The 26,376-nt window shown below is 73.9% G+C and carries 26 protein-coding genes; 15 read left to right on the plus strand and 11 right to left on the minus strand.

What is annotated here, in order from left to right; genetic code table 11:
• Positions 1 to 82: 82 nt before the first annotated feature.
• Both Plo01_RS34500 and Plo01_RS34505 read right to left on the minus strand, forming a co-directional pair.
• The gene (locus Plo01_RS34500; protein ID WP_203894958.1) at positions 83 to 1,714 is read right to left on the minus strand and encodes a penicillin-binding transpeptidase domain-containing protein; all 1,632 of its coding nucleotides are present in this window, start codon (positions 1,712 to 1,714) and stop codon (positions 83 to 85) included.
• A gap of 329 nt (positions 1,715 to 2,043) precedes the next feature.
• Complete coding sequence (locus Plo01_RS34505; RefSeq protein ID WP_239317639.1) at positions 2,044 to 2,694, minus strand: lysophospholipid acyltransferase family protein; 651 nt, start codon at positions 2,692 to 2,694, stop codon at positions 2,044 to 2,046.
• A gap of 241 nt (positions 2,695 to 2,935) precedes the next feature.
• On the opposite strand from Plo01_RS34505, the gene Plo01_RS34510 reads away from it, so the two are divergent.
• From Plo01_RS34510 to Plo01_RS34525, 4 genes are read left to right on the plus strand one after another with little or no spacing between them, the layout of a single operon-like run.
• Complete coding sequence (locus Plo01_RS34510) at positions 2,936 to 3,649, plus strand: ABC transporter ATP-binding protein (RefSeq protein ID WP_203894959.1); 714 nt, start codon at positions 2,936 to 2,938, stop codon at positions 3,647 to 3,649.
• A complete protein-coding gene (locus Plo01_RS34515; protein ID WP_203894960.1) occupies positions 3,646 to 4,344 on the plus strand; it encodes an ABC transporter permease in 699 nt (232 codons plus the stop codon). The genes Plo01_RS34510 and Plo01_RS34515 overlap by 4 nt, the downstream gene beginning before the upstream one ends.
• Before the next feature lie 14 nt (positions 4,345 to 4,358).
• Positions 4,359 to 5,474, plus strand: coding sequence for a sensor histidine kinase (locus Plo01_RS34520; protein ID WP_239317642.1), 1,116 nt, complete (start codon positions 4,359 to 4,361; stop codon positions 5,472 to 5,474).
• The gene (locus Plo01_RS34525; protein WP_275415449.1) at positions 5,450 to 6,079 is read left to right on the plus strand and encodes a response regulator; all 630 of its coding nucleotides are present in this window, start codon (positions 5,450 to 5,452) and stop codon (positions 6,077 to 6,079) included. Before Plo01_RS34520 ends, Plo01_RS34525 begins: the two co-directional genes overlap by 25 nt.
• A 369-nt stretch (positions 6,080 to 6,448) precedes the next feature.
• Here the strand turns inward: Plo01_RS34525 and Plo01_RS34530 are convergent, their stop codons facing one another.
• Both Plo01_RS34530 and Plo01_RS34535 read right to left on the minus strand, forming a co-directional pair.
• Positions 6,449 to 9,775 carry a poly(A) polymerase gene (locus tag Plo01_RS34530; protein ID WP_203894961.1) on the minus strand — a complete coding sequence of 1,109 codons (3,327 nt, stop codon included), beginning with the start codon at positions 9,773 to 9,775 and terminating at the stop codon, positions 6,449 to 6,451.
• Positions 9,772 to 11,823 carry an RNA ligase family protein gene (locus Plo01_RS34535; protein WP_203894962.1) on the minus strand — a complete coding sequence of 684 codons (2,052 nt, stop codon included), beginning with the start codon at positions 11,821 to 11,823 and terminating at the stop codon, positions 9,772 to 9,774. Before Plo01_RS34535 ends, Plo01_RS34530 begins: the two co-directional genes overlap by 4 nt.
• Positions 11,824 to 12,037: 214 nt before the next feature.
• On the opposite strand from Plo01_RS34535, the gene Plo01_RS34540 reads away from it, so the two are divergent.
• The 5 genes from Plo01_RS34540 (at position 12,038) to Plo01_RS34560 (ending at position 16,051) form a co-directional block, all read left to right on the plus strand.
• Entirely contained in the window at positions 12,038 to 12,391 is a 354-nt protein-coding gene (locus Plo01_RS34540; protein ID WP_203894963.1) for a YciI family protein, read from the plus strand.
• A gap of 7 nt (positions 12,392 to 12,398) precedes the next feature.
• Entirely contained in the window at positions 12,399 to 13,736 is a 1,338-nt protein-coding gene (locus Plo01_RS34545; RefSeq protein ID WP_203894964.1) for an RNA polymerase sigma factor, read from the plus strand.
• 61 nt (positions 13,737 to 13,797) lie between these two features.
• On the plus strand, positions 13,798 to 14,373 hold the full coding sequence (locus Plo01_RS34550; protein WP_203894965.1) for a PadR family transcriptional regulator: 576 nt from the start codon (positions 13,798 to 13,800) through the stop codon (positions 14,371 to 14,373).
• The gene (locus Plo01_RS34555; protein ID WP_203894966.1) at positions 14,370 to 15,221 is read left to right on the plus strand and encodes an SGNH/GDSL hydrolase family protein; all 852 of its coding nucleotides are present in this window, start codon (positions 14,370 to 14,372) and stop codon (positions 15,219 to 15,221) included. Before Plo01_RS34550 ends, Plo01_RS34555 begins: the two co-directional genes overlap by 4 nt.
• Entirely contained in the window at positions 15,218 to 16,051 is an 834-nt protein-coding gene (locus Plo01_RS34560; RefSeq protein WP_239317644.1) for an endonuclease/exonuclease/phosphatase family protein, read from the plus strand. The genes Plo01_RS34555 and Plo01_RS34560 overlap by 4 nt, the downstream gene beginning before the upstream one ends.
• 43 nt (positions 16,052 to 16,094) lie before the next feature.
• Here Plo01_RS34560 and Plo01_RS34565 read toward each other — a convergent pair whose 3' ends face one another.
• Positions 16,095 to 16,649: a TetR family transcriptional regulator gene (locus Plo01_RS34565; protein WP_203894967.1), complete on the minus strand. Its 555-nt coding sequence runs from the start codon at positions 16,647 to 16,649 to the stop codon at positions 16,095 to 16,097.
• Positions 16,650 to 16,820: 171 nt separating this feature from the next.
• Here Plo01_RS34565 and Plo01_RS34570 point away from each other — a divergent pair, with 171 nt between their 5' ends.
• The 3 genes from Plo01_RS34570 to Plo01_RS34580 all read left to right on the plus strand — a co-directional run bounded on the left by Plo01_RS34570 (position 16,821) and on the right by Plo01_RS34580 (position 19,092).
• Positions 16,821 to 17,576 (plus strand): SDR family NAD(P)-dependent oxidoreductase, encoded by a 756-nt coding sequence (locus Plo01_RS34570; RefSeq protein WP_203894968.1) that lies wholly within the window; start codon positions 16,821 to 16,823, stop codon positions 17,574 to 17,576.
• A 144-nt stretch (positions 17,577 to 17,720) separates the two neighbouring features.
• Positions 17,721 to 18,314: a helix-turn-helix domain-containing protein gene (locus Plo01_RS34575; RefSeq protein ID WP_203894969.1), complete on the plus strand. Its 594-nt coding sequence runs from the start codon at positions 17,721 to 17,723 to the stop codon at positions 18,312 to 18,314.
• Positions 18,315 to 18,477: 163 nt separating this feature from the next.
• Complete coding sequence (locus Plo01_RS34580; RefSeq protein ID WP_203894970.1) at positions 18,478 to 19,092, plus strand: GNAT family N-acetyltransferase; 615 nt, start codon at positions 18,478 to 18,480, stop codon at positions 19,090 to 19,092.
• Here Plo01_RS34580 and Plo01_RS34585 read toward each other — a convergent pair.
• Together Plo01_RS34585 and Plo01_RS34590 are read right to left on the minus strand one after the other, a co-directional pair.
• Positions 19,037 to 19,507, minus strand: coding sequence for a tetratricopeptide repeat protein (locus tag Plo01_RS34585; protein WP_203894971.1), 471 nt, complete (start codon positions 19,505 to 19,507; stop codon positions 19,037 to 19,039). The two genes, Plo01_RS34580 and Plo01_RS34585, sit on opposite strands and share 56 nt — an antisense overlap.
• 38 nt (positions 19,508 to 19,545) lie before the next feature.
• Positions 19,546 to 20,505 (minus strand): MarR family transcriptional regulator, encoded by a 960-nt coding sequence (locus tag Plo01_RS34590; protein ID WP_203894972.1) that lies wholly within the window; start codon positions 20,503 to 20,505, stop codon positions 19,546 to 19,548.
• Positions 20,506 to 20,833: 328 nt separating this feature from the next.
• On the opposite strand from Plo01_RS34590, the gene Plo01_RS34595 reads away from it, so the two are divergent.
• Both Plo01_RS34595 and Plo01_RS34600 read left to right on the plus strand, forming a co-directional pair.
• Positions 20,834 to 21,739 carry an ABC transporter ATP-binding protein gene (locus Plo01_RS34595; protein ID WP_239317646.1) on the plus strand — a complete coding sequence of 302 codons (906 nt, stop codon included), beginning with the start codon at positions 20,834 to 20,836 and terminating at the stop codon, positions 21,737 to 21,739.
• A complete protein-coding gene (locus Plo01_RS34600) occupies positions 21,736 to 22,584 on the plus strand; it encodes an ABC transporter permease (protein ID WP_203894974.1) in 849 nt (282 codons plus the stop codon). Before Plo01_RS34595 ends, Plo01_RS34600 begins: the two co-directional genes overlap by 4 nt.
• A gap of 132 nt (positions 22,585 to 22,716) precedes the next feature.
• Here the strand turns inward: Plo01_RS34600 and Plo01_RS41165 are convergent, their stop codons facing one another.
• The 4 genes from Plo01_RS41165 to Plo01_RS34620 form a co-directional block, all read right to left on the minus strand.
• Positions 22,717 to 23,967, minus strand: coding sequence for an RNA polymerase sigma factor (locus tag Plo01_RS41165; protein WP_203894975.1), 1,251 nt, complete (start codon positions 23,965 to 23,967; stop codon positions 22,717 to 22,719).
• Positions 23,968 to 23,969: 2 nt separating this feature from the next.
• Positions 23,970 to 24,302 (minus strand): YciI family protein, encoded by a 333-nt coding sequence (locus Plo01_RS34610; protein ID WP_239317648.1) that lies wholly within the window; start codon positions 24,300 to 24,302, stop codon positions 23,970 to 23,972.
• A 7-nt stretch (positions 24,303 to 24,309) separates the two neighbouring features.
• On the minus strand, positions 24,310 to 24,651 hold the full coding sequence (locus Plo01_RS34615; RefSeq protein WP_203894976.1) for a YciI family protein: 342 nt from the start codon (positions 24,649 to 24,651) through the stop codon (positions 24,310 to 24,312).
• A 93-nt stretch (positions 24,652 to 24,744) separates the two neighbouring features.
• A complete protein-coding gene (locus tag Plo01_RS34620; RefSeq protein ID WP_203894977.1) occupies positions 24,745 to 25,590 on the minus strand; it encodes an NAD(P)H-binding protein in 846 nt (281 codons plus the stop codon).
• Positions 25,591 to 25,667: 77 nt separating this feature from the next.
• Here Plo01_RS34620 and Plo01_RS34625 point away from each other — a divergent pair, with 77 nt between their 5' ends.
• Positions 25,668 to 26,264, plus strand: a complete 597-nt coding sequence (locus tag Plo01_RS34625; protein ID WP_203894978.1) for a TetR/AcrR family transcriptional regulator — start codon at positions 25,668 to 25,670, stop codon at positions 26,262 to 26,264.
• The last annotated feature ends 112 nt before the right edge of the window (positions 26,265 to 26,376 follow it).

The following is a 26,376-nucleotide window of genomic DNA, read 5'->3' on the forward strand; positions in this document are numbered from 1 at the left end:
CGGACGGCGGCCGGCGGTGTCGTGAACGATCGCGCCACATCCCGCCGCGGTGGGCGGCACGCCAGGGGACGGCGCGTGCGGATCAGCCCAGGGCGCGCAGGAAGTCCGCCGCCACCGGGGCGGCGACCGCGCCGCCGCCCTCGCCCTCCTCGACGATCACGGCGAAGGCGAGGTCGTCCCGGTAGCCGATGAACCAGGCGTGGGTCTTCAGATCGTCCGCCGGGCCGAACTCGGCGGTGCCGGTCTTGCCGCGGGTTCCGGGCGGCAGGCCCGCGTCCTTGGCGGTGCCCCGGGTGACCACCGCGGACATCAGCCGGTGCATCGCGTCCGTGACGCCCTCGGGCAGCTCCTGCGGCTCGTTTTTCTGCTTGATGGAGGAGACCAGGGTCGGCGGGCGCCAGGTGCCGTCGGCGAACGCGGCGGCGACCGAGGCCATCAGCAGCGGGCTGGCGGTGATCCGCCCCTGGCCGAACGACTCGGCGGCCAGCTCCGCGTCGCTCTCGGCGCGGGGGAAGCTCCCCTTGGCCGCCGGGACGCCGATGTCGAGCGGCTTGTTGAAGCCGAACAGCTCCGCCGCGCGCAGCAGCTCGTCGGCGCCCAGACGCTCCTCGGCCAGCGGGGCGAAGGTGGTGTTGCAGGAGTGGGCGAAGGAGTCGGTGAAGGTGACCGAGCCGTAGGCCGCGTGGTTGGAGTTGCGGATGGGCAGGCCGCCGACGGTGACGTCCTTGGGGCAGGTGACCCGCTCACCGGGGTCGATCCCGGCCTCCAGCAGTCCGACGGCGGTGATCGCCTTGAAGGTGGAGCCGGGCGGGTAGTTGCCGTCCAGGGCGCGGTTGAAGCCGCCCCTGTTGTTGACCACCGAGAGGATCTCACCGGTGGAGGGCTTGATCACGACCATCGAGGCGGTCTTCTTCAGGTCGCGGACGGCGCCGACCGCGGCCTGGTGGACTCGCAGGTCCAGGGTGGTCTCGAGCGGCTCGCCCTTCTCGCCCTCGATCTTGCCGACGACCTCGACGGTCTTCTTGTCGGCGCCGACGAGCTGGATCTCGGTGGTGGGCGTCCCGGCCAGCCGCTCCTGGAAGGTCTCCTGCAGGCCGCCGCGCCCGACCGCGTCGCCCGTCTTGTAGGAGGGGCCCAGCTTCTTGACGTCCTTGGCCGTGGCCTTGTCCAGGAACCCGACGAGCTGCTGGATCGAGCCGCTCACGTCGGTGCCGTCGATGCGCTCCCCGCCGGCGGCGGTGATCGCCGCCCGCTCCGGCCACTTGGCCTTCAGCGCGAAGGACGAGCCCGGGGTCAGATCGGGGTGCGCGGCCCCGGGGGACCAGCGGACCCGCCAGCGCCGGTCGACGACCGCCAGGTCGACGGTTCCGGAGTAGCTCCACTCGCCGACGTTCTTCATCGTCAGCGTGGTGGTGTAGGCGGCCTGGGCGGTGCCGTCGCCGGTCTCCCGTACGGAGTCGAGCTTCACCGCGGTCCTCTCCACGGCCCAGCCCTCGCGCATGGCCTGGTAGGTCCGGTCGAAGGCGGGGTCGGGCGCGCCCAGCTCGGCGCGCATGGCGGCCAGGTCGCCGCGCTGCCAGGCCTGGGCGAAGCGCTGCGCGGTCTCCTGCGGGGTGCCCCGGGTGTGCAGGTACCACCACGCCCCGCCGCCCGCGGCCCCCGCCACCAGCGCGACGCTCACGGCCGTGATCGCGATCGTCCTGCCGCTCGGCACCCGTCCACCCCCCAGTCGTCCGGTCCGGCGGACACGTCGCGCGGCCCGCCGCCCGGCCGTGACCCCGGTAGCTGTCCCGGTCGCGGCCTCCCGGCGGCCCCGCGGGCGTCCGCCCGGATTCTGCAGCGTAGGCGAAGATCCACCGGACACACCAGGGCGATCCGGATGATCACGTGAGCCGGTCGTCCCGCCACGCTCCGTGACGGAGTCGTGCGCACCTTCAGTGGATCACACCGTCAGGGGCCGCGCGCCGCCGGGGCGGGGTGCCATTCGGGGACGCGCCGTCCGTAGGGCGATGCGCCGTCCGGGAGCGTGCGCCCCGTCCGGGGTCAGTTGCCCTGGGCGCGGCTGGGGGCGTAGCTGGGCACGTATTCCTGGCCGGAGAGCTTCTGGATCGCCGTCATGATCTCGTCGGCCACCCGGCGCCGGTCGCGGGCGCTGGTCTCCGAGCCCGTGAAGGTCATCGGCTCGCCGATCCGCACCCCGACCCGGCCCAGCTTCGGCGTCGAGGCGCCGATGGGCAGCACCTTGTCGGTGCCGGACATGGCGACCGGGATCACCGGCGCCCCGGTCGCCAGGGCCAGCCAGGCGACGCCGACCTTGCCGCGGTACAGGCGGCCGTCGGGGGAGCGGGTGCCCTCGGGGTAGATGCCGAACAGGCCGCCCTCCGCGAGCACCCGGGCGGCGGCGTCGAGCATGTCCTGCGCGGCGGTGGGACTCTGCCGGTCGATGGGGATCTGGCCGGTGGCCCGCATCCACGCCGCGGTGACGGGGTTGCCGGTGAAGTATTCCGCCTTGGCGACGAAGCGCACCTGGCGGGTGAGCACCAGCGGCAGGAAGGTCGAGTCGAGGACCGACAGGTGGTTGGAGGCGAGGATGGCCGGGCCGGAGGCGGGCACGTGCTCGGCACCGGTGACCTTCGTCGGCCACATCAGGTGCAGGAAGGGAGCGCTGACGATCTTGGTCAGGCGATAGAGCACGGGCTCTCCTCACGGGGTGGGGTCACCACATTAAGTGGTGATCATGTAGCCCGCGGGTGTGGGGAATCGACAAGCGAGATCCGGGCGTTTGTAGGGCTCCTCCAAAACCGGGCGGTCCCGTGCTCCGCGGGGCGGGGCCATCCTCCGAAAAGGGCGGAGGCGGGACCATCCTCCGAAAGGGGGATGCGGGCCGCCGGATCGGGCGATGCCGCGGGCCCGGCTCGGACGCGAACCTCGGAGTATGACAGCGATCGAGGTCAGGGACCTCTGCAAGCGGTACGGCGGGACGCGCGCGGTGGACGGGGTGTCGTTCACGGTGGCGGCCGGAGAGACGTTCGGGGTGATCGGGCACAACGGCGCGGGCAAGACCACGACCGTGGAGTGCCTGGTCGGGCTGCGCAGGCCCGACTCGGGAACGGTGCGGGTGCTGGGGGAGGATCCGGCGCGCCGGCGCAGGGTCCTCGCCCAGCGGATCGGGGTGCAGCTGCAGGAGAGCGAGCTGCCGGGACGGCTGAAGGTCGCCGAGGCGCTCAAGCTGTACGCGAGTTTCTACGAGTCGCCGGACGACTGGCGCGCGGTGCTGGAACGGTGGGGACTGGCCCCGATCCGCAACAAGTCGTTCGGCGACCTGTCCGGTGGCCAGAAGCAGCGCCTCCAGCTCGCGCTCGCCCTTGTCGGCGCGCCCGAGGTGGTGGTCCTGGACGAGCTGACGACCGGGCTGGACCCGATCGCCCGCCGGGAGACCTGGAGACTGATCGGAGACCTCAAGGCGTCGGGCACCACAGTGGTGCTGGTCAGTCACTACATGGACGAGGCGGAGGCGTTGTGCGACCGGATGGCGGTCTTCGGCGCCGGCCGGATCGCCGCCCTCGGCAGTCCGCGTGAGCTCGTCGAACGGACCGGGACCGGTTCCCTGGAGGAGGCGTACTTCGCCCTGGCGGAGGTGGCACGATGAAGGCGTTGACCCAGCTGTCCATGGCCGAGATCAGGCTGCTGGCCCGTGACCCCGGAACGCTGTTCTTCATGATCGCGTTCCCGCTGATGCTGCTGATACTGCACACCGGGAGTGACGGGATCGGCAGGCTCCTGCCCGGCTACGTCGCGATGATCCTGGCCATCGGCGGGCTCTCCGCGCTGCCGGGCATCGTGGCGACCTACCGCGAACGCAAGGTGTTGCGCCGTCTGGCGACCACGCCGGTGGCGCCCGTCACCCTGCTCGCCGCCCAGGTCGGCGCACAGATCGTGATGGGAGCGGTGGGGGCGGTCATCGTGGTCGGCGCAGGTGTCCTCGGCTACGGGGTCGAGCTTCCCGCGCAGCCGGCCGTCCTGGCGGCGGCCTTCCTGCTGTGCGCGTCGATGGTGTGCGCCCTCGGCTTCGTGATCGCGGCCCTCGCCCCGCGTGCCAGGGTCGCCGAGCTGTTCGGCCTGCTGATCATGTTTCCGATGATCTTCCTGAGCGGCGCGGCCGTTCCCCGTGAAGGGCTGCCGGAGGGACTGCGCGCGATCGGCGGGTACCTGCCGCTGACCCAGGCGGTGACAGCGCTGGACGGCGGCTGGTCCGGCTCCCCCGCAGGGCTGCCCCTGCTGGTGATGGCGGGGATCACGGTGGCCGGAACCGCGGCCGCGGCCGTACTGTTCCGGTGGGAGTGAACGGAGGCGGGGTCGTGGCGGATGTGGAGGCGCGGTGGGTCCGCGCCTTCCACCTGCTCTTCTCCGCCTGCCTCGGCGTCTCCGCCGTCGTCATGCTGGCCGGCGGGGATGCCGGTCCGGATGAGAAGGCGGGGACGCTCGCCCTGACCGCGCTGATGGGGATCTGGTACACGTTCTTCGTCGCCCGCCGTCCCGAGCTGTTCGAACGGGTCAACCCCATGGCCGCGCACTTCCTGGTGCTCGTCGCCCTGCTGTTCGTCCTCATCCGCCGCGAGCCGTCCTACGAGATGGTGATGTTCGGCATGTTCGCCCTGCCGTACCTGCTGCTTCCCAGAGGGTGGAACTATCTGGGCGCGGTGCTGCTCGTGGTCGTGGCCACGGCGGCCGAGGCCGCCGGAGACCTGTCCACCCGGGTCGTGCAGGACCCGGCCGCGCTGGGCCCGGTGCTCGGCGGCATCGTCCTGGTGCTGCTCATGGGACGGTTCACCGAGTTCCTGACCGAACAGAGCGAGCAGAACAAGGTGCTCGGCGTCCTGGAGGAGCGGGCCAGGCTGGCACGGGAGATCCACGACACGCTGGCCCAGGGACTCAGCGGGATCATCACCCAGCTGGAGGCCGCCGAGCAGGCCATCGACGACCCGCCGGCCGTACGCAGGCGCATCGCTCTGGCCAAGCGGCTCGCCCGCGACAATCTGACGGAGGCGCGGCGGTCGGTGGACGCGCTGCGGCCCGAGCCGCTACGGGAGACGGATCTCGGCGGCGCGCTCGCCGCGGTGGCCGGACGGTGGCAGAGCACGACCGGGATTCCGGTGACCTTCTCGGTGGACGGCAGGCCCCGGCCGCTCGGCACCGAGGCGGAGACGGCCGTGCTCAGGGCCGCACAGGAAGGGCTGGCCAACATCGCCAGGCACGCGGGCGCCGGGCAGGCGGCGCTTACCCTGTCGTACATGGACGATCAAGTCACGCTGGACGTGCTGGACGACGGTGCGGGGTTCGACCCGTCGGCCCCCCGGGACGGGTACGGCCTGGTCGCGATGCGGGAACGCGCGTCACGGGCCGGGGGCACGGTGACGGTGGAGTCGGCGCCGGGGGAGGGGACCGCGCTGTGCCTGAGCATCCCCTGCGCCTGATGATCGTCGATGACCATCCGGTGGTCCGTGACGGCCTGCGCGGCATGTTCGAGGGCGTGCCGGACATCGTGGTCGTCGCCGAGGCCGCCGACGGGCACGAGGCGCTCGCCCTGACCCGTGCCGAGCGGCCGGACGTGGTGCTGATGGACCTGCGGATGCCGGGCCTGGACGGGGTCGGCGCGATCGAGCGGCTGCGGGCCGACCACCCGGCCGTCCGGGTGGTGGTGCTGACCACCTACGACACCGACGCGGACGTGTCACGCGCGCTCACCGCCGGAGCCGCGGGCTATCTCCTCAAGGACGCGCCGCGTGACGAGCTGCACCAGGCCGTCCGCACCGCTGCGGCGGGCGGCCGGGTTCTCGCCCCCTCGGTCGTGTCGCTGCTGATGGGCCGGATGACTCCCGTGCCCGCCGGGGCGCCGAGCCCGAGGGAACTGGAGGTGCTCAAGCTCATCGCCAGAGGCGCGGCCAACAGGGAGGTCGCACGGGCCCTGCTGATCAGTGAGACCACGGTGAAGACGCATCTCAAGCACGTGTTCGCCAAGCTGGGCGTGGACAACCGGGCAGCGGCCGTGGTGGCCGCGATGGAACGCGGTCTCATCTGACGGTCCCGTGACGGCCCCGGTCCCATCTGACGGTCCCGTGACGGCCCGGTCTCGTGGGCCCGGGGCAGCCGCGCGGGCAACGAAAAGGCCCCGCGGGCACGGGCGCACGCGGGGCCGGAAACGTTTAGTGCCGATGTGGCGGTCGCCTCCTCGGCGAGAGGCACAACACGGCTCCAGCCGAACGGTATTCCGTGAAGGCGGTAATTTGCGGCCCGGGGGACACAAACCACATCGGCACGATGACTCTAACGGACGTTGGGGGGTGGTTATTCCACTTCCCCGTCGCCGGTGTGGCGGAGGGGATCCCGCGAGCCCCTCCCCGTACCGGCCGGGAACCTGATGTCGCAGGTCACATGTGTACGGCCGCGGTCAGCGCAGCGTCGGAACCTCGCCGCCCCCCGCCCACGCGACATCGGCCCCGCGCAGGCCCGCGGCCCACGGACCGGCGACCGCGTCGAGTTCCGCCGCGTCCAGCGGCGCGCGGCCCAGTCCGATCGCGAACCGCGCCAGTCCGGACGCGGTCTCGAACGGCCGGGGCCACGCGTGCGCGTCCGTCGCACCCGCCCGCTCCAGGACGGTGAGCAGCGCACGCACCCGGCCGCGCACGCGGCCCAGCGTCACGTCGAACTCCTCGCCCCGCACCGCCCGGACGGTGACGACCGCCCACGCCGCGTGCCGCCGGTGCATCGGCGGCGGCGAGAGCAGCGCGGACCAGGGGTCACGGCCGCCGCCGGCCGCCGCGTCGAGGGCCTCCCAGCAGGCGTAGAGCTCCTGCGTCAGGAGATCCCGCCAGCCCGCGCCGACCTGCTCGCTGCAGAGGCGGACCGGTTCGGTCGGGGTCGGGATCCGTACGGCCGCGCCGGAGTCGCCGTCCGCGGCCCCGGACCGCTCCGCCCACGGGACGGCGCGCGGGGAGGCGTCTTTCGAGGAGACGGCGTCCCGGGAGACGGTGTCTTGGGAGAGGTCGTCTCGGGAGAGGTCGTCCGGCCGGAGCCCGGCCGGACGGTTCCAGTCCCATGCGGCCCACGTGCCGAAGAAGTGCCGCAGCAGGTCGTCGGCGGGCAGCTCCCCGGCCTCGATCGCCGTCCGCGCCGCCAGGACGGTCCAGGCCAGGCCGGGCAGCCCGCCGTACGGGGCCGAGTCCAATCCCCGAGCCCGCGCCCACGCCTTCACCCGCCGGGCCAGCCCGGCGAAGGCGGCGCGACCCGCGCCGACCGCGTCGAGCACCGCGTCGGCGTCGCTGACCGCGCTCAGCGCGATCGCGGCGGCCTCTCCCAGCTCGGCGCGGCGCGGCACCGCCTCGGCGGGGGCGACGCGCCCGGCCGCGACGACGACCAGATCGACGTCCAGATCCGTCCCCGGGCCGGTGCCCGCAACAGGTCCCGCTTCATGGCCCGCAACCCGTCCCGGGGCGGTCCCTGCAACGGGTCCCGTTTCATGGCCTGTGACCCGTCCCGGGGCGGTGCCCGTGACGGGTCCCGGGCCAGGGCCTGGGTCCTGTTCCGCCAGGGACCGCGGGCCCGGGCCGGTGAGCCGCAGCCGGAGGCCGGGCACCCGGGCGCCGGTCACGCGGCGCATCGCGGCCGTCTCCGGCAGCGCCGCCCGCACCCGCGCCTCGACGTCGGCCAGATCAGGCGTCCCCGGCAGCACCGCCACCAGGTCCAGGTCCGCGCCGGGCAGCGCGCAGCCCAGGCGCCTCGACCCGGTCACATGGACGATCCCCTCGCCCAGCGCGGCCCGCAACCGCTCCACGACCTCCAGCGCCCGTGCCTCGTCTGCCTGTCCCTCCTCCACCCGGCCGAGGCCGGGATGGTCCGTCTCCGAGGCCGTATCCGCCCCGCCGGGTCTGCGGCCGCCGGTCGCGCGCGGCCCGCCGAGGTCATCCGCCTCATGGTCCAGCCAGCGCGCTTCCCCCGCCCCCAGGGCGACGACGGCCCGCGGCCGCATGGGCTCGTCGCCCCGCCGCGAGAGCAGGACCAGCTCGCCGACACGCGCGGACATCACGCCGAGCCGCGCCGCGAGATCGGCGGTGAGCCGTTCGGGATCCCGCGCCCGGCCCAGGGTCAGGTGCGGGGTGTAGCCCGTGGAACGGCCCCGGCAGCCGGGGAAGCGGCGCTCCAGTGCGTCGCGCAGCCCGGCCCACGGCTCCGGACCGGCCGCGGCAGGATCGAGCCAGACGGTGTGGCCGTCCCGGTGCGGGAAGGAGCGGACGCCGTCGAGCCGGGCGGTGAACGGGGCCGTCCCGGCCGCCGCGGCGGCCAGGAGCGGGATCGCCTCCTCGAAACGGGACTCCGGGACGAATCCGAACATCACGGTGACGTGCGGCGGCCACCTGCGGACTCCGGGGTCGTGCTCCCGGCGGATCTCCTGGATCGCCGGCCACAGTTCCCGCGGCGGGATCCAGACCACCGCCGTGCGCGCCGTCGGCCGCACCCCGAGAATCCCGGGAGCGCCCGGAGCCCCCGGGGACCCGAGCCGGTCCTCGCCGGTGGCGGCGCCCGCGGTCCCGAGCCGGTCCTCGCTGGTGATGGTGCCCGCGGTGACGTCCTCGGCGGTGTCCTCGGCGGTGTCCTCGGCGGTGTCCACGGTGATGTCCGCGGCGAGGCCGTAATGGTCGGAGACGAACAGGCCGTCCGGGGTCGCGGGGGAGTCGCCCAGCAGGGCCGTCCCCTCGGCCCGCAGGCCGGAGCCGCGCATCAGCACCCGGTCGAGCCGGGAGGCGCGGCCGGACAGCGAGGAGACCGCCGCCAGCGGATTGACCCGCGGGTCGAAGGTCGGCGTCCGGTCGCCGGGGCCGTGCACCTCGGTCCAGGCGTCGCGCGCGCCCAGCACCCGGGCGGGCCCGCTCCCGCCGTCGTTGAAGTCGCCCAGCAGGATCACGTCGCCGTCCACGGAGGCCAGCACCTCGGCGAGCCGGGCGAGCTCGGCCTCGCGGCGGGCGGGGCCGTCGGCGGAGTGGTCGCTGGTGAGATGGGTGGCGGCCACCACGACCGGCCCGGAGGCGGACTCGACGGTGATCGCCGTGACGGCCTTGTACGGGCCCAGGACATGGTGGCCCGCCTCCCGTACGGGCAGGCGGCTGAGCAGGAGCAGCCCGCTGTCGTCGACGTCGCGGCCCGACGGGCCGGTGCCCAGCGTGTAGCCGGCGCGGACCCACCGGGCCCGCAGCAGCGCCTCCAGCAGCCCGGCCTCGACCTCCTGCAGTGCGATGACGTCGGCGTCGGCCCGCTCGAGCGCCTCCAGCAGCAGCGGCCTGCGCCGGTCGGTGGCGATGCGGTCGCTGTCGTAGCGGTCCCACAGGGTGTTCCAGGTCAGCACGCGCAGCCGGGCCCCGGCCGCCGGCGCCCGCCCGGCCGGCACGGCCTCCGCCGGACGCCAGCCCGCGACCGGGTCCCAGGCGGACGGCGTGTCCGCGGTGAAGAACGGGGCCCGGAGCCTGCGCGGGTCCCGCACCCGTCCGGCCCGCGTCGCGTCGATGCGGTCCAGTCCCGTCGCGCGGTCCCAGACGACCTCGCCGTCCGCCTCGACGAACAGGATCCGGTGCCAGGGGATGTCGCCCCCGGGCGTGAAGGCCGGCAGCGGGACACGCTTGGGAGCGGCCCCGCGCACGTTGATCCCCAGGGTGAACCGGGCCGGGTCGAACCGCGGGTCCCAGCGGACCCGGTGGTAGATCTCCTCGCTCGTCCGCACTCTCATCCCTCCTCGTCGCCGTGCAGGGCTCCGGCGGTGTCGCGGACGTCCCCCTCCGCTCCGATGTACCACGTGCGGTGCGCCTCACCGGGATAGGGCGGGTCGAAGCGGCGGAGCTGGGCGGAGAGCACCTCCTCCGGCACCGGGTGGGCCCGGCCGCGGTTGCGCCGGCTCAGGACGTCGCCGGGGACCAGCATGACGGCGTGCGTCGTCAGCGCGTCGCAGCGGCGGGCGACGGCGTGCACCAGGGAGCGCTGGCGCCGGTTCAGGGCCGTGGCGTCCCAGACGACGGTCCGGCCCGCGGCCAGGAGCGCGCCGAGCCTGTCCAGGCCCTCGCGCAGGATCGCCTGGTTGGCCCGCTGGTCGGCCCGGGAGCCGCGGGCCTCGCGCAGGTCGTCGAGCGAGACGACGGCGTCGGCGCCCGCCAGGCGCCGGGCGAAGGTGCTCTTCCCGCTGCCCGACGGCCCCACCGTGACGATCAGCCGGGGGAAGCGGCCGGACCGCCAGCGCCGGGTCAGCGCCACGGCCGCCTCGGGCGTGGCGGCCCGGCCCAGCGCGTAGGCGTCCCTGGCCTCGGCCCAGCACCGGTCGGCCACGTCGGGGTCGTGTCCGGCGGGCGTCTCCCGCGGTCCCGCCGCGCCGGGACCGCCCGCCCCGCCCTGGCCGAACCCTCCGGGCACGCCGAACCCTCCGGGCACGCCGAACCCTCCGGGCACGCCGAACCCTCCGGGCACGCCGAGCTCGCGGGACTCGCGGAATGCCTGGCGCAGGCCCGCGCGCAGCGGTTCCAGCGGTCCCTCCCCGAGCAGCCCGGCCTCTTCGGCGTGCAACTCGGACCAGGCGGTCTGCTCGCGCGCCCCGGCGGCCTCGGCGTCGTCGCGCCCGGTCAGGACGGCGGCGGCGACCGCGTGCAGAATGCCCAGGTCGGCCGCTGCCGCCAGCCGTACCAGGCCGGTCCGGCGCGCCTCGTCGGGGAAAGGGAGGTGCAGGCGGGGGTGGAGCCCGGCGAGGTCGGCGACCCGCCGGGCCAGGGGCATGCCGAGGGGGGCCACCAGCCGGGGCGCCAGCCATGACCGGTGCGCAGGGGGGAACAGGGCCGCCAGCACGCCCGCCAGCCGGGCGTCCCCGGAACGGTCCAACAGATCGAGCCGGGCGGAGACGTCGGCCACGATCGCTCCGGCACGCTCGGCGGCTGCGCTCCCGGCCCCGGGAGCGGGCACGCTCCGTCCCCGTACGGCGGACTCCGCCCGGGCGAGCCTGCCCAGGCCGTCCGATGACGCCCCAGACCCGGTCAGGCCGTCCGCGGACATCCCGGTCAGGGCCGGGCCGCCCCATGACATCCCTGCCATGACCAGGTCGTCCATGGACATCCCGAGCGCGGTCAGGAGCGACGGCACGTCCGCGGCGCCTCCCGACCGGACCTCCCACAGCGCGGCGGCCGGGCCCAGGCCGTTCTCGACGACGGGCGCGAGCATCCAGTGCTCGTCCGTCAGCACATGCCCGGGACGCACCCATTTGGCCACCCGGTGCGGGAACTCCTCCCGGCCGAAGCCCCCGGCGGTGCGCACGACGTACCCCTCCTGCCGTGCGGTGTCCAGGCGCAGGGCCCGCAGCGCCCGCTCGTCGAAGACGCCGCGCCACAGCACCGGGGGCACCGGGAGGCCCAGCCGCCGGGCGAAGCGCACGGTCCGGTCCCAGTCCAGGCAGCGGTCGCCGTCCCAGACGGAGAAGGCGTAGAACCAGCCGTCGAGGTCGCGGTACCGGATGGAGTGCCGGGCGTAGAGGTTCTCCCCGCAGATCCGCCGGCCCGGCGGGATGGCCCGGGCGATCCTGCCGTGCAGGGCCTTGATCCAGGCGCGGGACGGATGGTGCGCCGAGTCGAGGGAGCGGGCGTGCAGCCCGTCCGGGTACAGGGTGGTGTTCTCCCCGTCGAGCTTCTCGGTGACGACGATCTCCCGGCCCGCCAGCCCCGCCAGGCCGCCGGCGCGCAGGTCGTCCGCCGTCGCCCCGGGAGACCAGGGCAGGTGGGGGGTGCGCGGATAGTGCACTCGCATGATCTGCCCCCCGGGGATGATGTGACGTCGCGGTGACTGTAGGGGGAGGACGCCGGGCGAATCCATCGAATATCCACTGGACGGTCCGACGGAGAAAATCTTCCGCAGGAGACCGTCCTCCGTGTCGATCCGGGCGGGAGCCGTTCGTGTGAAGGGTGACGGGCCGGATGCGACGCCGGCCCGGCCGGTACGTTCACGTCAGGAGGAAAGCGAGATGAAGCAGTACCTGCTCAGCATCTACCAGCCCGACGGAGGGACGCCCCCGCCCGAGGTCCTGGAGCCGGTGATGCGCGATGTCGAGGCGCTGGACCGGGAGCTCCGGGCCGCCGGCGCGTGGGTCTTCGCCGGAGGCCTGCACGCGCCCGAGACGGCCACCGTGGTGCGGGCGCGGGACGGTGAGACGCTCGTCACCGACGGCCCGTACATCGAGGGCAAGGAGCACATCGGCGGGTTCACGATCATCAAGGCGCCCGATCTCGACGCCGCGCTCGAATGGGGCCGCAGGCTCAGCGAGGCGACCACCCTGCCGATCGAGGTGCGGCCGTTCCACGGTGAGGCCGAGGGCTGATATCGGCATGCCGTCCTTTACCGTCTCGGAGATCGAGGGCGTGTTCCGCCAGGAGTACGCCCGCGCGGTCGCCGTCCTGGTCCGCCGTTTCGGTGACATCGACATCGCCGAGGAGGCGATCCAGGACGCCTTCACCGAGGCGGTAAGGCGGTGGCCGTCCGCCGGGCCGCCCCCGAGCCCGGCGGGATGGATCATCACCACCGCCCGCAACCGGGCGATCGACCGCCTGCGCCGGGAGGCGTCCCGGCAGGACCGGCACGCCGAGGCGGCCCTGCTGCACGCCCCCGACGAACCGCCTGAGGAAGGCCCCGTGCACGACGACCGGCTCCGCCTGATCTTCACCTGCTGCCACCCCGCGCTCGCCACCGGCGCCCAGGTCGCCCTGACCCTCCGGCTCCTGGGCGGGCTCACCACCGCCGAGATCGCGCGGGCCTTCCTGGTGTCCGAGGCGACCATGGCCCAGCGGCTGGTCCGGGCCAAGGGGAAGATCCGCGACGCGCGCATCCCCTACAGGGTCCCGGCCGAGGCCGACCTCCCGGACCGGCTGCGGGCGGTGCTGGCCGTCGTCTATCTCGTCTTCAACGAGGGGTACACGGCCAGCTCGGGGGAGTCGCTCGTCCGCGACGACCTGTGCGCCGAGGCCGTCCGCCTCGGGCGGCTCCTGGCCGGGCTCATGCCCGACGAACCGGAGGCCCTGGGCCTGCTGGCCCTCATGCTGCTCGTGGAGTCGCGCCGGGCCGCCCGCACCACCCCGGACGGCGGGCTCGTGCTCCTGGCCGACCAGGACCGCACCCTGTGGGACCGCGATCTCATCGCTGAGGGCCAGGCCATCGTCCGGCGGTGCCTGCGGCGCGACCGGCCCGGCCCGTACCAGATCCAGGCGGCGATCAACGCCGTGCACAGCGACGCCCCGTCCGCGGCCGCCACGGACTGGCGGCAGATCGTGCGGCTGTACGACCAGCTGTTCGCCTTCACCCCCACCCCGGTCGTCGCGCTCAACCGCGCGGTCGCGGTGGCCGAGGTCGAGGGGGCGCGGGCGGCGCTCGCCCTGGTCGAGGGACTCGACCTCGGTGGTTACCACCTGTTCCACGCCGTCCGCGCCGAGCTGCTGCGGCGCCTGGGCCGTACGGAGGAGGCGGCCTCCGCCTACGAGGCGGCGATCGCCCGCAGCGGGAACGCGGCCGAGCGCGCCTTCCTGCGGCGCGGCCGCCAGACCCTCGGACGCCCCGGTGACGGCCGCCAGACCCTCGGGAATCCCGGTGACGGCGGCCAGACCTGCGGGCGCCCCGGTGACGGCGGCCAGACCTGCGGGCGCCCCGGTGACGGCGGCCGGATCGTCCCGTAGCCGCCGGACGGCCGCGCCGTTTATAGTCATCGACATGAATAGTCATGAGGATGACTAGTCGATGGCTCTGCGGCACGCGGTGCTCGCGGCACTGCTCGACGGCGAATACAGCGGCTACCAGCTCACCAAGATCTTCGACGTGGGCGTCTCCAACTTCTGGTACGCCGCACCGCAGCAGCTCTACGCCGAGCTGGCGAAGCTGGAGGCCGGCGGCCTGGTCGCGGGGCGCGAGGTCGTCCAACGGGGCCGTCCCAACAAGCGGGTCTTCACCGTCACCGAGGCCGGGGTCGCCGAGCTGGCCGCCTTCGCCGCGGCGCCGGCCAAGCCCCTGCTCCTCCGCGAGGACCTCGCCGTCAAGGTCCACGCCGTGGACGTGCTCGACTCCGCGCCGGTGATCGCGCAGCTCCTGGAGAGGGCCGAGCAGGCCGCGGTCAAGCTGGCGTTCTTCGACAAGACCCTGCTGCGCCTGCGCGGCGACCGGGACGAGGAGACGTTCCTGCGCGAGGGGGAACGCGTCGGCCCGTACCTGTCCTGCCTGGCCGGATGCCGGCTGGAGCGGGAGATGCGCGACTGGTGCCGGAGCACCGCCCGGACGCTCGCCGAGCGCTCGGCCCATGCCGGAAGGACGAGAGCATGAACTACACGCGTTACGTCGCCCTCGGCGACAGCCAGACCGAGGGGCTCGGCGACGGCGACGACATCAGCGGTCACCGCGGCTGGGCCGACCGCCTCGCCGAACGGCTCGCCCACGCCGATCCCGGCCTGCTCTACGCCAACCTCGCCGTCCGCGGCCGCGAGGCCGCGCAGATCCGCGACGAGCAGCTGCCGGTCGCCCTGGAGCTCCGTCCTGACCTGGTCACGGTCATGGCGGGCATGAACGACCTGATCCGTCCCGGGTTCGACGCCGCGAAGGTGACCGCGGCGCTGGAGGAGATGTTCGCGGCGCTGACCGCCACCGGGGCGCACGTGGTCACCGTGACCTTCCCCGACATCGGCGCGATCGCGCCGCTGGCCCGCCCGCTCGTCCCCAGGGTGCTCGACCTGAACGCCCGCATCGCCGACGCCGCCGCACGCCACGGCGTCACGCTGATCGACACGTTCCCGCTGGCCTTCACCACCGACCCCAGGATGTGGGGGAGCGACCGGCTGCACGCCAGCCCGATCGGGCACGACCGGATCGCCGCCGCGTTCGCGCACGCGCTGGGCCTGCCCGGCAGCGACGACACCTGGATGGCGCCGTTCCCCCCGCTGCCCGCCCCCTCGGCCTGGCGGGCGGCGGCGACCGAGGCGCGCTGGCTGGCCGCGTATGCGGGGCCGTGGATCGGCCGCCGCCTGCGCGGCCGGTCCTCCGGTGACGGCCGCACCGCCAAGCGCCCGCTGCTCACGCCGGTGATCGGCACGGGCGGGCCGGTGCAGGGTGGGCCGGTGCAGGGCGGGCCGCTCTCCCGCGCCTCGGAGGCGGGCGACACGCGGGAGACCGCGTGATACGCGTCCTGACCTGGAACGTATGGTGGCGGTTCGGCCCCTGGCAGGATCGCCGGCAGGCGATCGCGGCCACCCTGGCGGAGCTCGGCTGCGACCTCATCGGCCTGCAGGAGGTCTGGGCCGACGACCGGGAGAACCTGGCCGGATGGCTCGCCGACCGGCTCGGCATGCACTGGACCTGGGCGGCCTCGGAGCGGCCCGGCCGCTGGCACGAGCGTCTGGGCGAGGCGACGGCCGATGTCGGCGACGCCGTCCTCAGCCGGTGGCCGATCACCGACCGCGCCACGCTGCGGCTGCCCGTCGCGGGCGGCCGCGACGACGGTCACCAGGCCCTGCACGCCCTCGTGGACGCCCCCGTGGGCCCGATCGCGTTCTTCACCACCCACCTCAACCCCGCGCCGTACGAATCGGCGGTCCGCTGCGCCCAGGTCGCGGCCCTGGCCGGCTTCGTCGCCGGCCGCCGGGACCGAGCCGCCTTCCCCGCCGTGGTCACCGGCGACTACAACGCCCTGCCCGACTCCGACGAGATGCGGCTGCTGGGCGGTTACAGGACGGCCCCCGCCGTCCCCGGCCAGGTCCTGCTGGACGCCTGGGAGTACGCCGACCCGGCGGCGCCCGCGGCCACCTGGGACCCCGCCAACCCCCACGCCGCACGGACCCGCGAACCGCCCGCGCGCATCGACTACATCCATGTGGGCCCGCCCGGCCCCGGCGGGCTCGGGCACGTGCGCTCCGTGCGCCGCGCGGGCGACCGGCCCGTGAACGGCGTGTGGCCCTCCGACCACGCCGCCGTGCTCGCCGACCTGGCCACGGGATCCGGCGAGGAGTGATCCGGCCGATCGCGCGACCCGGCGACGGGGCGGCTCGGGGCGGTCAGGCCCCGATGCCGCCGCGGAGCAGCTTCCACGCCAGTTCGGCGGCCTCGCGCCGGTCGGCGGCCGGTTTCTTGGAGAGGATCCCGGCGACCATGCCGACGGCCAGCATCAGGTCGCCCGCGGTGAGGTCCGCCCGGATCCGGCCGGCCCGCCGGGCCTCGGCGAGCAGGCCGTCCAGCAGCCCCGCCACGTGGTCGCCGAGGCGCAGGATGCGCGGGTCGGCGGGGGACACGCTCACCATGTCGACGAACGCCGTCGAGGCGATCATCTGCTCGGTCATCAGCGCCAGCATGGCGTCGAGGGTGGCGCCGGGCTCGGCGGCCAGCGCCTCCAGCTCCCTGACGCCGTCCTCGAAGACGGCCAGCGCCAGGCTGATCCGGTCGGGGAAGTGCCGGTAGAGGCTGCCCTGCCCGACCCTGGCCACACGGGTGATCGAGGTGAGCGGGGCCTCGTACCCGTCGCTGGCGAAGACCTCGCGGGCCGCCGCGATCAGCGCCGCCCGGTTCTCCGCCGCCGCGCTCGGCCCTCTGTTGACTCGACGCACCCCAGGCATAGCGGCTACGGTAGCAACCGGACGGCATCGTCCGGTTATCGCGGTCAGCCTCCCCCTCTCGCTCGGACACGCCCTGGGTGGAGACGGCGCCAATAACCGGACGTAACTGTCCGGTTATTGGAAGGCCGTCGACGCCGCCCGGCCTCCGTTCCGCTCGAAAGGGACGCACACGTGACCAGTTCCACCTTCGACAACCGCATCGCACTGATCACCGGGGCGGGCTCCGGGATCGGCCGGGCGATGGCCGTCGCGTTCGCCAAGGCCGGCGCCCGTGTGGTCGTGTGCGACGTCGACCTCGCGAGCGCCGAGCGCACCGCCGCCGACATCGGCGACGCCGCCGTCGCCGCGGCCGCCGACGTCTCCGACGAGACGTCGGTGGCCGCGCTGGTGGAGACCGCGATCGGCGCGTACGGCCGCATCGACGTGCTGTGCAACAACGCCGGGATCATGGACACCATGGCGCTGCCCGCCGACGTCACGGTCGGGCAGTGGGAGCGGGTTCTGCGCGTCAACCTGACCGGCACCTTCCTGGTCACCCACGCGGTCCTGCCGCACATGCTCGCCCAGGGCGGCGGCGCGATCGTCAACACCGCCTCCGAGGCCGGCATCCGCGGCGGCGCCGCCGGTGTCGCCTACACCGCCTCCAAGCACGGGGTCGTCGGACTGACCCGCAGCATCGCCTGGGCCTACGCCAAGGACGGCATCCGCTGCAACGCGATCCTGCCGGGGCCCACCGCGACCGGCATCGCCGCGAACCTGTCCTTCGACCCGGCCGGCCTGAACCGGCTCGCCCCGGTCCTCGCGCTCGGGGAGCGGATGGCCCAGCCCGAGCAGATGGCCGACGCCGCCCTCTTCCTGGCCTCCGAGGCCGCCTCGTTCGTCAACGGCGCCATCGTCCCGGTGGACGGCGGCTGGTCGGCGGCCTGACGCGTTCCGTACCCCTGGGCGGAGGGAACGGCGCGATTAATTAATCTACAATGTAAATGAAGTCGGTGATCACAACTTCGACACCGAGGGGTGTTCGATCTCAGGCGATTCCGCGACGAAAGATCATGAGATATTTTCTCAGATGTGGGAAACGTTGAGGAGCTCCCGGGTCACCCGGTCGGAGACGACGTGGAGACGCGGCTGGCCGTACGCCTGGCGGAGCTGAGGGCGGAGCGTGGCTGGTCGCTGGAGGAACTGGCCCGGCGGTCGGAGATCAGCCGCTCGACGCTGTCGCGGCTGGAGCGCGGCGAGATCAGCCCGACGGCGGCGCTGCTGGGCAGGTTGTGCGCGGTCTACCAGCGGACGATGTCGCGGCTGCTGGCCGAGGTGGAGCCGGAGCCTCCGCGGGTGGTGCGGGCCGGGGCGCAGGCGGTGTGGCGGGACGAGGCGTCGGGCTTCGAACGCAGGTCGGTCTCCCCGCCGCACCCGGGCCTGCGCGGCGAGGTCGTCGAGGGGATCCTCCGTCCGGGGGCGGACATCGCCTACGACGGACCGCCGGTCCCGGGGCTGGAGCAGCACATCTGGGTGCTGGAGGGCGCGGTGGAGATCACCGCCGACGGCCACGTGCACGAGTTGGAGGCCGGGGACTGCCTGCGGTTCCGGTTGTGGGGCCGTTCGCGGTTCCGCTGCCCGGGCCCCGGGCCGGTGCGTTACGCCCTGCTGGTGGTCCTGCCCTGACCGGTCCTTCCACGCGCTCCCCGGCTGCGGCGCCGCGTCGTGTGCCGGCCGCCGTCCCCGCCGCGTCGTGTGCGGCCGCCGTCCCCGTCTCACCGGAGAGGGAATCCCCGTCCGGCTTCTTCCCCACGCCTGAAGGCGGGGGCTCCACGTCTGGAGGAGAACGATGAACACCATCGACCGCCTGTCCGCCGAGGACTTCCCCGACAGCGTCGAGGAGCTCGCCGCGCTCCTGGCCGAGACCGTCGGCGACGGCGCCTCAATGGGCTTTCTGAACCCCTTCGACCAGGAGACGGCGGCCGTCTGGTGGAAGGCCCAGGCCCCGGCGGTGGCCGAGGGGAGCCTCGCCGTCTGGGTCTGCCGCGACACCGGCGGCATCAGCGCCACCATCAGCCTGGTCCTGACCGGCAAGCCCAACGGGCGGCACCGCGCCGAGATCGTCAAGCTGATGGTCCACCCCGGCGCCCGCGGCCGGGGCCTGGCCCGCCGCCTGCTGGCCACCGCCGAGGCGGCCGCCGCCGAGGCCGGGATCGCCCTGCTGCTCCTGGACACCGAGACCGGCAGCGCCGCGGAACACCTCTATCTCGCCGAGGGGTGGACCCGCTACGGGATCGTCCCGGCCTACGCCGCCTCGCCGGACGGCCCCCTGAAGGACTGCAGCTTCTTCTACAAGCGGCTCGCCTCAGGGCCGGACCTGCCCGGTCACCTCGATCGCGACCGCGAGCTCACCGGTCTCCGGCCTCATCCAGCTGTCCGGCCAGCCGTTCCAGGCCGTCCCTGATGAGCCGTCCGTACTCGTCGTCGCCCAGCGCGCCGATTCCGGCCCGCGCCTGCCGGAGGTGTTCACGGGCGCGGTCGAAATCGCCCAGCCTGCGATAGCACTCACTCAGGTTCAGGTGCAACGACGGATACCGGCCGGCCACTGAGAGCGGCACCCCGGCCTCGGCCACCCGCTCATCGGTGACCAGGCCGGCGGCGGCGAGCGCCCGCAGATCCCACATCAGCTCCTGGTGCACGTCGTCCTGCACGTCGGCCATCGAGTGGGCGAGGACGCAAACGTGCAGCGGATCGCCCCGCTCGCCGCCGATGTCGTCCCAGATCTGCGCGAACAGGTCGCGGGCGGCTTCACGCCGACCTCGGTGGTGATGCAACTCCACCGCCTGGCCGATCCTCGTCATCGTCGGGTCGGTCGTCATCGGGGGCTCCTTCACCGTCGCGGGTGATCGCGGTCAGCCTACGCACCCGGTGTGGTTCCGGGCCGCCGCGGGCGGCCGAGGGCCTCGCGCTGCGACGGGGTGAGCAGGTCGGGCCGGGCGCCGACGGTGTAGGCGCCGGGCGCGACGCGCCGGAGGGCGAGGGGGCCCGCGACGTCGGGGCGCAGGGCGATGTCGTGCAGGGCGTCGGCGACGCGGTCCCGGGGCCAGTCCAGCGCGGTGGCCAGGCGCTCCGCGGTGAGCGGCGCGCCGGCGTGCGCGAGCGCGGCGAGCACCGTCAGCGCGTCCTCGACGGAGGCGTCGGGGGAGCCGCCGGCCATGTCGTCGCCGAGGCGCGCGAAGAACCGGCCCATGCCGTCCAGCCGGGTTCCGGCGGGTGTGGCGGCGCCGAGGAGCCCGGCTCCCCGCCGGGCGGCGTCCGCCAGCGTCGTGTGGGTGCGGGCGCTCGTCATCCAGGCCCGGAACCAGAGGTCGTCGTCGATGACGTAGCGCTCGCGCCGCCGGGGGTCGCGCTCGCGCCGTACGATCTCCAACTCCTCCAGATAGGCGACGGCCTTCGACACCGACGCGGGGCTGACCTGCAGCCGCCGGACCAGGTCGGCGGCGGTCAGGGCGGCGGAGTCGGTGGTGAACAGGCAGGTGAACACCCGGGCCGCCATCCGGGGGAGCCCTGTCTGGACCATCAGCGCCGCGAACTGCTCGACGAAGTCGCGCACCGCCTCGGGGTCGCGCCCGCCGGCGTCGGCGGCGGCCGCCGGTCCCGGGGGCGAGGACGGCTTGGGCCGGCGGGCGCGCCACCCGGTGGCCTGGTGGGCGTGGTCGGCCCGGTAACCGGCGGGTCCGCCGTTGCGGGCCACCTCCCGGCTGACGGTGGACGTCGGCCGGCCCATCCGCCTGGCGATCTCGGCGTAGCCGAGCCCCTCGGCCAGCCCTGACGCGATGTCCCGGCGCTCCCCGTGGGTCAGCCTGCCTCCCGGCATCCGTGCTCGCCTCCCATCGCGCGGGGCCCGGCCCCTGTGCGTTCACCGTCAAACCATTGCAACGATCATTGACGGGCGTTGCGTTAGCTTACATCGCCATTGCAACAATCACCACTGTTTATCCGCTCGAACAAAGAATTCTCTGGCTGCTCTCGTTGACCGTTTATGAAACGCAACGTAGCTTTCGTGATTGTTAAACGGCTCGGGAGAAGAGCGCGCCATGACCGGCCGCTCTCCGGGGCCGCGCGGCCGGGCCCCGGCACGCCGCTCCGGTCCGTGGCCGGCGCGCCCCGCCGTGAGAGGTGAATCCGGTGAAGGCGAGATGACGATGACGACGAGCAAGGAGATCGTGCTCGATGTCGAGGGCCTGCGCATGCGTTACGGCCCCGACGACGTCCTGCACGATGTGACGTTCCGCGCCTACCACGGGGAGGTGCTGGCCCTGCTCGGGCCGAACGGGGCGGGCAAGACCACCACGATCGAGATCCTGGAGGGTTTCCGGACGCGCTCGGCCGGCCGCGTCCAGGTGCTCGGCGCCGATCCGGCGCACGGTGACGAGCGCTGGCGGGCCCGGCTGGGGATCGTGCTGCAGTCCTGGCGCGACCACGGCAGATGGCGGGTGCGTGAGCTCCTCGACCACCTCGGCGCCTATTACGCCCCTTACGCCACCGAGGCGATACCGCGACCGTGGCCGGCCGACGACCTCATCCGGGCGGTCGGCCTGACCGCGCACGCGGACAAGAAGATCAGGACGCTCTCCGGCGGGCAGCGCCGCCGCCTGGACGTGGCGATCGGCCTCGTGGGCCGCCCCGAGCTGCTGTTCCTGGACGAGCCCACCGCGAACTTCGACCCGCAGGCCCGGCACGAGTTCCACGACCTCGTACGCGGCCTCACCGACAGCCATCGGATCACCATCATGCTCACCACGCACGATCTGGACGAGGCGGAGAAGCTCGCCGACCGCATCGTCATCCTGAACGGCGGGCGGATCATCGCCGACGGCTCCGCCGGCGAGCTGGCGCGGCGGATCGCCGGCGAGGACCGGGTGCGCTGGGTGTGCGACGGGCGGCGCTTCACGCACTCCACCGCCGAGTCGACCGCGTTCGTGCGCGGGCTGTTCGACCGGTACGGCGAGGCCCTCGGCGAGCTCGAGGTCCACCGGGCCTCCCTGGAGGACACCTACCTGACCCTGGTGCGCCAGGCCGAGTCCGGCCGGGGAGTGATGACCCGATGAACCCGGCCGTCACGGCGATCCGCACGGGCTGGACCCGCGGCCTCATCGAGTTGCGGCAGTCGTTCACCAACGGCGCCGACCTGCTGAACCACCTGCTGTGGCCGGTGCTGATGCTGATCGTCACCTTCTTCCTGCGCGATGTGGAGTTCGGGTCCACCGGCCTGCCGCTGGGCACCCTGGCCCTGCCGAGCATCCTGGGGATGAACGTGGCCGCCGTCATGGTCAGCATGAGCCAGCACCTCACCGCCGACCGGGAGGACGGCACCCTGCTGCGGGCCAAGGCGACGCCGCACGGCGTGCGGGGATACCTGGTCGGCAAGGTCGTCGCGCTCTCCGGCGGCCTGCTGGCCGACCTCGCGATCTTCCTCATACCCGGGCTGTTCATCATCGGCGGCCTGGCGGCCGCCTCGGCGGGCTCCTGGCTCACTCTGGCCTGGGTGCTGGTGCTGGGCGTGGTCGCGGCCCTGCCCATCGGCGCGGTGCTGGGATCGGTGTTCACCGGCACGCGGAGCCAGGGACTGCTCCAGCTCCCGATCCTGGGCATGATCGGCATCTCTGGGATCTTCTACCCGATCACCTCCCTGCCGGAGTGGCTGCAGGCGATCGCCCAGGTCTTCCCGTTCTACTGGCTGGGCCTGGGCATGCGCTCGGCCCTGCTGCCGGACGCCGCGGCCGGGATCGAGATCGGCGCGTCCTGGCGGCATCTGGAGACCGCCGGCGTGCTGGCCGCCTGGGCCGTGCTCGGCCTGATCCTCGCCCCGATCGTGCTGCGCAGGATGGCCCGCAGGGAGTCGGGGTCGAGAGTGGCCGAGCGCAGGGAGAGGGCGCTGCAGCGGATCGGGTGAGGCCGTCCCCCCGGAGGCGCGGGGCCGGGCCCTCCCGGTGACGGCCGGGCGGATCCGGTGAGCCCGTTGAATCCCGCCTGGCCCTGGCCCTGGCCCCGGCGCCGCCGCCGGGGCCGGGGCCGGGGCCTTCCCTCACCGGACGGACAGGTCGGCCCGGCGTGACAGCAGGAACGTGCGTTCCGGGTCGGTGCCGACGACCTCCAGCGCCCGGCCGTAGGCGTCCAGGGCCTCCCGCTCCCGGCCCAGGCGGCGCAGGAACTCCGCGCGGGTGGCGTGGAGCAGGTGATGGCGGCCCAGCGCCCGGTCCAGCCCTCCCAGGAGCTCCAGCCCCGCCTCGGGCCCGGAGGCCTCGGCGACCGCCACGGCGCGGTTGAGCCGGACCACCGCCGACCCGGTGAGCCGCTCCAGCTCGCCGTAGAGACGGGCGATGGCGGGCCAGTCGGTGTCCTGCGCGCGCACGGCGGTCGCGTGCTCGGCGGCGATGGCGGCCTGCAGCAGGTAGGGCCCGGGGAAGCGGTCGCCGCCGGAGCCCCCTTCCGCGTGTTCCGGGGCGCGGCCCTCGCGTCCCGGAACCGCCGCCAGCAGGGAGAGCGCCTCACGGATCTCCTCCCGGTGCCAGCGGGAGCGATCCTGCTCGGGCAGGCGGACCAGCTCGCCCGAGGGGCCGAGCCGGGCGTCGCGCCGGGCGTGGTGGCACAACATCAGCGCCAGCAGACCGTCCACCTCCGGGTCGGCGGGCAGCAGCTCGCGGAGCATCCGGCCCAGGGCGACCGCCTCGGCGGCGAGGTCGGCGCGGATGAGCCGGTCCCCGCCCGTCGCGGCGTACCCCTCCGTGAAGATCAGATAGACGGTCGCCAGCACCCCGTCGCGGCGCTCGGCCAGCTCCGGCCCGGCCGGGACGCGGTAGGGGATGCCCGCCTGGGCGATCTTCTTCTTGGCCCGGGTGATCCTGGCGGCCATGGTCGCCTCGGACACCAGGAACATCCGGGCGATCTCGCGGGTGGTCAGACCGCCCACGCAGCGGAGCGTGAGGGCCACCCGCGCGTCCATGGACAGGGCGGGGTGGCAGCACGTGAAGATCAGCCGGAGCCGCTCGTCGGGGATGACGGAGGGGGGATCCGGGTCGTCGACGATCAGCAGGGGCAGCTTCCTGGCCGCCAGGGCGCCGTGCCGGAGCCGGTCCAGCGCGCGCCGGCGCGCCGCGGTGAGCAGCCAGGCGGGAGGGTTGCCCGGCGGCTCCGGAGACCAGGCGGCGACGGCCGCGGCGAAGGCGTCCTGCAGCGCCTCCTCGGCCAGGTCCAGGTCGCGCAGCTCGGCGGTGAGCAGGGCGAGCAGGCGCGCCCAGTGGTCCCGGTACGCCTGCTCGGCCGCTGTCACGCTCATATTCACCCTTGATACTCGACCACGGGACGGATCTCCACGATCTCCTCGGGGCAGGCCGTGGCGAACTCGATCGCCTCGTCCAGGTCCTTGGCCTCCACGAGGTAGAAGCCGCCCAGGTGCTCGACGGTCTCGGCGTAGGGACCGTCGGTGCGCAGCGTCTCGCCCGAGCCCTTGCGCAGGGTGACGGCGGTGGAGGAGAAGTCGAGCTCCTCGCCGCCGAGGTAGGCCCCGCGCCCGGTGAGCATCTCCGTGAACCGGACGTGCGCCTCGACCTGCTCCTCGGTGGCGGAGGCCCAGATCTTCTCGTCGCCGTACAGCAGCAGTGCGTATTTCACGGCGCCCCTACCCCCGATCCGGAACGGGACGGATCTCCACGACGGCCGACGGGCACGCCTCGGCGAACTCGATCGCCTCGTCCATGCTCGCGGCCTCGATCGTGACGTACCCGCCGATCTGCTCGACCGCCTCGGCGTAGGGGCCGTCGGTGACGACCACCTCGCCCGCGGTCTTCCTGACCGTGGTGGCGATGCCGGACGAGGCCAGCTCGTGACCGCCCCGGCCCGCGCCCCTGGCGGCCAGCATCTCGTTGAACCGGCCCCACCGGGCGATGATCTCCTCCCGCTCGGCCGGTCCGGGCTCCGCCCCGGGACTGTCGTCCCTGACGGGCAGCAGCACGTATCTCATGAGCTCTCCCTTCGATCTGTACCTGTATGACGTACGGCCTCCGCCGGAATCGACAACGGAGCGGGCGGAATTTCCACGGCCGGCCGGGACGGGTCAGCGGAAGGCGGCCGCGTTGCGCCGGGCCCAGGCCGCGAAGGGACGGGGCTCGCGCCCGAGGACGCGTTCGACGTCGGGGCTGAGGCGCCGTTCGGCGGGGGTGGGCTCGCCGAGGATGGAGAGGGTGGTCTCCACCACGGGCCCGGGCATGAACCGCGACATCTGCGCCCGGGCCTCGTCGCGGGTCTGCTCGACGAACCGGATCGGTTCGCCGATCGCGTCGCCGATCGCCTCGGCCTGCTGCCGCGGCGTGATGAGGGCGGGCCCGGTCAGTTCGTAGACCTGCCCGGCGTGGCCGTCCTCGCGCAGCGCCGCGGCGGCGACCTCGGCGATGTCGTCCGGGTCGATGGTCGGCAGGCCGACGTCGCCGAACGGCGCGGCGACGGTCCGCGCCGTCCGGACCGACTCGGCCCAGGCGTAGGTGTTGGAGTCGAAGCCGCCGGGCCGCAGGATCGTCCAGTGCATGCCCGACTGCCGGACGGCGTCCTCGATGGACCGCGCCACGACCCCGTGGGAGGCCGAGTCAGGCCGGGTCGCGACCCCCTGGGAGGACAGCAGCACCACCCGCCGGACTCCGCCGGCCTTGGCGACGTCGAGGATGTCCTGCGGGCTGAGCAGGTGCGCGCTGGCGCCGCCGTTCTGCAGGAACAGCGCGTCGGCGCCGTCCAGGAGGGGGCGCAGGCTCTCGGGCGCGGTCAGGTCCGCCTGCCGTTGCCCGACGCCTTCCGGCACGTCCGCCCCCGCGATCGCCCGGGACGTCGCCGTCACCCGCTCGCCGGCCGCCGCGAGCACCCGCACGAGGGAACGCCCGACGTTGCCGGTCGCGCCTGTCACCACGATCATGTCAATCTCCTAAGTAAGTTGGCTAACTAAGAGAGACCCTAGCATGCGGATCCGGGCGGTTGTCTATAGTCAGTCGGGTGACTGACTCAGCGGTATCCCGGGGGCGGGGCGGCGACAAGCGGCGGCGGCTGACGGCCGCGGCCGCCCGCGTCCTGCACGAACAGGGCGTGGAGCGGACCACCATCGCCGACATCGCCAAAGCCGCCGACGTGCCCGTCGGAAACGTCTACTACTACTTCAAGACCAAGGACGACCTGGTCCAGGCCGCCCTGGCCGAGCACACCCACCACCTGGCCGAGCTCACCGGCGACCTCGACCGGCTCCCCGACCCTCGCGACCGGCTCAGGAGCCTGGTCGCCGCCTGGGTCGGCCAGCGCGAGGTGGCCGCCCGCTACGGCTGCCCCACCGGCACCCTCGCCGTCGAACTCGACAAACGCGCCGACGGCACCCTCGACCGGGAGGCGGGGCGGGCCATCCGGCAACTGCTGGACTGGGCCGGGGCTCAGTTCCGCGAGCTGGGCCTGTCCGACCCCGATGACCTCGCCCTCACGCTCGTCGCCGGCTATCAGGGCATGTCCCTGCTGGCCAACGCCCTGCGCGACCCTGACATCATGATCCGTGAAGGCGCCCGCCTGACCCGCTGGCTCGACTCCCTGGCTCCCGCCGGGCGGTGAGGCCGGGCCCGGTCGCTCCGGTGACGGCGGTCGGCCCGCCCTCGACGACGGGATGGCCGTCCGCGACCGGCGGCCGGATCGGGGACCCGGCCGGGTGGCCGGTCATGCGCGG

Source organism: Planobispora longispora (assembly GCF_016863135.1).
GTDB lineage: Bacteria > Actinomycetota > Actinomycetes > Streptosporangiales > Streptosporangiaceae > Planobispora > Planobispora longispora.

What these genes read in the sequence shown, in the direction of transcription:
- Plo01_RS34550 (WP_203894965.1), top strand. Translation starts at nt 13,798, where the DNA reads ATGGCTCTGCGGCACGCGGTGCTCGCGGCACTGCTCGACGGCGAATAC.
- Plo01_RS41165 (WP_203894975.1), bottom strand. Translation starts at nt 23,967, where the DNA reads ATGAGCGTGACAGCGGCCGAGCAGGCGTACCGGGACCACTGGGCGCGC.
- Plo01_RS34530 (WP_203894961.1), bottom strand. Translation starts at nt 9,775, where the DNA reads ATGAGAGTGCGGACGAGCGAGGAGATCTACCACCGGGTCCGCTGGGAC.
- Plo01_RS34620 (WP_203894977.1), bottom strand. Translation starts at nt 25,590, where the DNA reads ATGATCGTGGTGACAGGCGCGACCGGCAACGTCGGGCGTTCCCTCGTG.
- Plo01_RS34515 (WP_203894960.1), top strand. Translation starts at nt 3,646, where the DNA reads ATGAAGGCGTTGACCCAGCTGTCCATGGCCGAGATCAGGCTGCTGGCC.
- Plo01_RS34595 (WP_239317646.1), top strand. Translation starts at nt 20,834, where the DNA reads ATGACGACGAGCAAGGAGATCGTGCTCGATGTCGAGGGCCTGCGCATG.
- Plo01_RS34615 (WP_203894976.1), bottom strand. Translation starts at nt 24,651, where the DNA reads ATGAGATACGTGCTGCTGCCCGTCAGGGACGACAGTCCCGGGGCGGAG.
- Plo01_RS34510 (WP_203894959.1), top strand. Translation starts at nt 2,936, where the DNA reads ATGACAGCGATCGAGGTCAGGGACCTCTGCAAGCGGTACGGCGGGACG.
- Plo01_RS34600 (WP_203894974.1), top strand. Translation starts at nt 21,736, where the DNA reads ATGAACCCGGCCGTCACGGCGATCCGCACGGGCTGGACCCGCGGCCTC.
- Plo01_RS34535 (WP_203894962.1), bottom strand. Translation starts at nt 11,823, where the DNA reads ATGCGAGTGCACTATCCGCGCACCCCCCACCTGCCCTGGTCTCCCGGG.
- Plo01_RS34590 (WP_203894972.1), bottom strand. Translation starts at nt 20,505, where the DNA reads ATGCCGGGAGGCAGGCTGACCCACGGGGAGCGCCGGGACATCGCGTCA.
- Plo01_RS34565 (WP_203894967.1), bottom strand. Translation starts at nt 16,649, where the DNA reads ATGCCTGGGGTGCGTCGAGTCAACAGAGGGCCGAGCGCGGCGGCGGAG.
- Plo01_RS34545 (WP_203894964.1), top strand. Translation starts at nt 12,399, where the DNA reads ATGCCGTCCTTTACCGTCTCGGAGATCGAGGGCGTGTTCCGCCAGGAG.
- Plo01_RS34585 (WP_203894971.1), bottom strand. Translation starts at nt 19,507, where the DNA reads ATGACGACCGACCCGACGATGACGAGGATCGGCCAGGCGGTGGAGTTG.
- Plo01_RS34580 (WP_203894970.1), top strand. Translation starts at nt 18,478, where the DNA reads ATGAACACCATCGACCGCCTGTCCGCCGAGGACTTCCCCGACAGCGTC.
- Plo01_RS34555 (WP_203894966.1), top strand. Translation starts at nt 14,370, where the DNA reads ATGAACTACACGCGTTACGTCGCCCTCGGCGACAGCCAGACCGAGGGG.
- Plo01_RS34540 (WP_203894963.1), top strand. Translation starts at nt 12,038, where the DNA reads ATGAAGCAGTACCTGCTCAGCATCTACCAGCCCGACGGAGGGACGCCC.